The sequence below is a fragment of the Salipaludibacillus sp. CF4.18 genome, assembly GCF_051262595.1.
In the GTDB taxonomy this organism is placed as follows: domain Bacteria; phylum Bacillota; class Bacilli; order Bacillales; family Salisediminibacteriaceae; genus Salipaludibacillus; species Salipaludibacillus neizhouensis.
Map to the genome: position 1 here is coordinate 1 of NZ_JBIMEV010000111.1, position 3904 is coordinate 3904.

General features: G+C 29.6%; 1 protein-coding gene. It reads left to right on the forward strand.

What is annotated here, in order from left to right:
• The first annotated feature begins 60 nt into the window (after positions 1–60).
• Positions 61–3576: a hypothetical protein gene (locus ACHABW_RS25385; RefSeq protein ID WP_435759795.1), complete on the forward strand. Its 3516-nt coding sequence runs from the start codon at positions 61–63 to the stop codon at positions 3574–3576.
• The last annotated feature ends 328 nt before the right edge of the window (positions 3577–3904 follow it).

The window sequence follows — 3904 nt, forward strand, 5'->3', positions numbered from 1 at the left end:
TGTAGATTTGTTGATAGTTCTCCTCATATCCAGAGTGATTATGGGGACTTAAAAATTAGGTTGTTTTCACCTGAACAGCTAAATTTAGATGAAGGAATTAAACAAATTATTGAATTAAATAGACTAATGAAAAATGAATTATCTAATCTAGTGTCTATCTTTGAAACAAGTCCTGGAAAAGCTAGGAGTATGTCTGAAGAATTTAAAGAAAATGAAGAAGTAGAAATAAATGTATTAATTCCGGAAAAAAGTGAGTCACAATCTGTAGATGTCAGTAAATTCTTAAAGGACTTAAATAATTTGGAGCTCCATGAATCAATGAACTACATAGAAAAAGTTAATCATTTAGTATCATATAAGGGAATTGTTCTATTAAAATTTGCCGCTTATGTAAAACATGGTTATAAAGAAGAAGCATTAAATATTCTTAAAGATAATTATGATAATTTAGATAAACCATTTATTTTGATGTTCGGAGATTTATTAAATAACAAGGAGCATTATACAGAATCTTATAATATATTAAGTGAAATATATGTTAGTGATAAGTGGTTGCATGGTTTAACAAGTTCACTTGTTGTTGCTTCAAGGTTCTTAATTAATGAAAAGCGGAAATCATTGATACAAGAAATTTTAAGTATGAATGTCAAGGATCCATTTATATTACAAGAGTGTGCTAATTTTTATAATGAGACTAAAGACTTCGAAAATTCTGGTAAGTTATTTAGACAGATCTATATTATTACTCAGGATAAACATTTTGAAATCGAAGCAAAAATAGCAGAAATTCAAGACAACCCTCCAACATCAGGTCACGATGCAGAAGCTTACCTTAAAGCTGTTACAATAGATTATCCTAAACTTGAAAATGAAGTTTTATATCGTTGTGCTTTAATGTGGAAATTTATGTACGACAGTATATATATGTACTATAGTAATATGGATGAAATTAAACTTAAGCATACATTTAAGTATTCATATGAAGTCGTAAGGGGTAAATTGGAAATTTTAAGTGATTTAGGTAAGGTAGAAAAGGCTTTAAGGCTTAAACCATTAAAAAAAGATAGAGACAATGAAAAATTACTTTCTCTTCGAAGTGAGGTAATTATAAAGGAATTAGAATATCTTTTTCTTCAGGACAACGGTCATATATTATTAACGAATTTCATTAATAATTCTCAAAGTGATAAAGTTTGGCATAAAAGTTTAGCTAAAGAACTAAAAAAAGAAATTGATAGATGGAATGAAGAAAATATTGAAGGCTTAAATGAGAGTATAGATGTTTATCCGGAAGAAGAATTAGATGAGGTTAATTCTATAAATGCAATAAGAGTGCTTAGAGAAAGAAAACATAATTTCAGCCCTAAAAAAGAATTAGATGAGGTAATTAAAGGCGCTATAATAGCTTCTCAACTAGAAAAAAATAAAGTTAATGAATTGTGGATAAGATACGAATCCGCCACTTGGTATTCTCTATCAGGATATTACCAAGATGCAAACAATCAAGCTTTAACACTATTAAATTTTTATAATCGTGTTGAAGATGAAGATGTGAAAAATCTTTCTTTTGCATTAGGTATTGTTGCTTGGGGAGATTCGCATTTTAGATTGGGAAAAATTATTGAAGGAGTAATATGTGTTTTAGTAGCTGTTAGGAAAGGAATTCAGTTAAAAAATTACTATATAATTGATAAGGCTTTAAATATAATTTATTTATGGATAAACAATCATAATGTTTTAAGTTTAGAGGATAAAAAGAAAGTTAACTTATTTTACAAAAAGGTAAAAGATATTGCTAATCAGGAATCACCAATTGAAAATATACAAAGTTTAATTTCTGAAGGAAGATGGGAAGAGGTCTATGAAGTATTAAAGCCGTTTGTATTAAATAGTAAACCCAAAGAAACGGAATGGGCTATCCATTTTGCAAATTACATTTCAGCTTGTATCAAGAGTGGGAAGCAAGATGAGGCTTTTAAGTTAGTAATGGAAAAGTCTCAAATGGCAACTGAATTACTCAAGCCTCGTGTAGATATAAGATGGAAAATCATTCTAATGTGGAGTCAAATACTACTATACAACAAAGAAGATGAGTACTTGTTAGATGTATTATTATTAAATCGTACTCTTTTAAAAATAGCAGTTGAAGATATTGAAAAACAAAGAAGTAATATATCTCATAAAGAGGAAAGAGCTTATATCAGTGATCAAACAAATGAATTATATAGGACTTATGTAGAAACACTATGCATTCTATATAAATCAAAAGAAAGTTCTGACCAAATTAAATATGAATGTGAAAAAGAAGGAATTAATTTTTTAATAAAAATTGCCCCCAGGACAATAGCAGAACAGAGATTATATGAGAATTCGAAAATATACGGTGATGATGAAAAGTTTAATAATTATATCTCATTATATGATGAATTAATGAGAACAAACTCTGAGATTGAAAGTGATGATTATAAGAAAAAAACTTATAGGTTTTCATTGTTACAAGAAGAACTTCTTGAGCAACATCCATACTTAAAACCTTTGCCTGTAATTGAAAGTACTGATCTTGATGGAATTCAAAAGCAATTGAGGGTTGGTGAAATCTATTACCAATATTGCTTAACGCCTATGGGCATGGTATATCTTCTTATTACTGAAGGACATAAAGAATTTGGTCATGCTTTTCTGGACCCAGATAAATTAAAGAAAACTTCAAATTACTTAGGAGACCTACTTTCTAAAAGTAAGGATAAAGATAATGTTAATGAAGCTGAGTCTTTATCTGACGAGATTTCAAATTGTTTATTTCATCCCCTTATTACCGAAAAAAATATTGATAATATAACTAATCTGTATATTTGCCCTGATATGTCTGTACCTTATTTTTCAAGTTCATTAATTCGTAAAGATGGTAAATGGTTAATTAACTCTCTAGATGCGATTTATAACTTAGTGTCTGTTAGTGACTTGCTGAAGGGGCCCGGTGAAAAGGATGGAGGTGATAAAAACAAAAATATAATTGCTATTGGTTCCAGTGGAAAAGGTGATAAAGCAATCCCAATAGCTGAAAGATGGTTACGAGGAAATAAAAGCTTATTCGAAGAAATTGTTTATGATTTTGGTCAAGAAAATTTATTAATTAAAAATACACTTCAAAATATAGAGCATAGACTTTTTACAATCGTTGCTCATGGTGTTAGTGAAACGGATGTAACAGATAATAATGGAGCCTATTTTGTTTTAGGACCCAAAAAGCAGTATCTTACTATGGATGATATACAAGATATAAGCTTGTACTCAAACACTTTGTTCTTTATTACATGCAAAGGTGGACAACCTTACTCAGAAAGTATTCAATCGGGCAATAGTGTTTGGGGGAAAATTGTTTCGCAGAAAAGTAATACTATATTATGCAGGTGGGATGTTGATATTAGACCTTCTTTAAATTTATTAGAGCATTTATTAACAACTGAGCAACAATCAATCCCTAGATTATTGTTAGAAGCTCAGAAGAAACTATTAAATTCTAAAGAATGGTATTACCCTTCGGCATGGGCATGTTACGAATATTGGGGTATTTAGAAAAAGTACAAGATGCTTATTTAGTTGTTCCATAATTTTACGCTGTTGAGGAAGAGTCAGGTGGTTGTAATAATAGACTCATATATGTGTCGTCTATACTTAATAAGGTAAACTTTATAGAGAATAACTAACTTGCTCATCACCTAACCGGTGGTGGGCTTTTTTGTTTTGTCCAAATTTCATTTATCTATAAGCCATAGTTTTCAAATTGCAAAACAGTTACTATGGTTAGATAAAAATTGCCTGTTTTTATCTATATTTAGCGTTTTAGATTTTATCTAATTCTAAATCTTATCTAACTGGTATCTAGGGGTATTGGATAGGGATG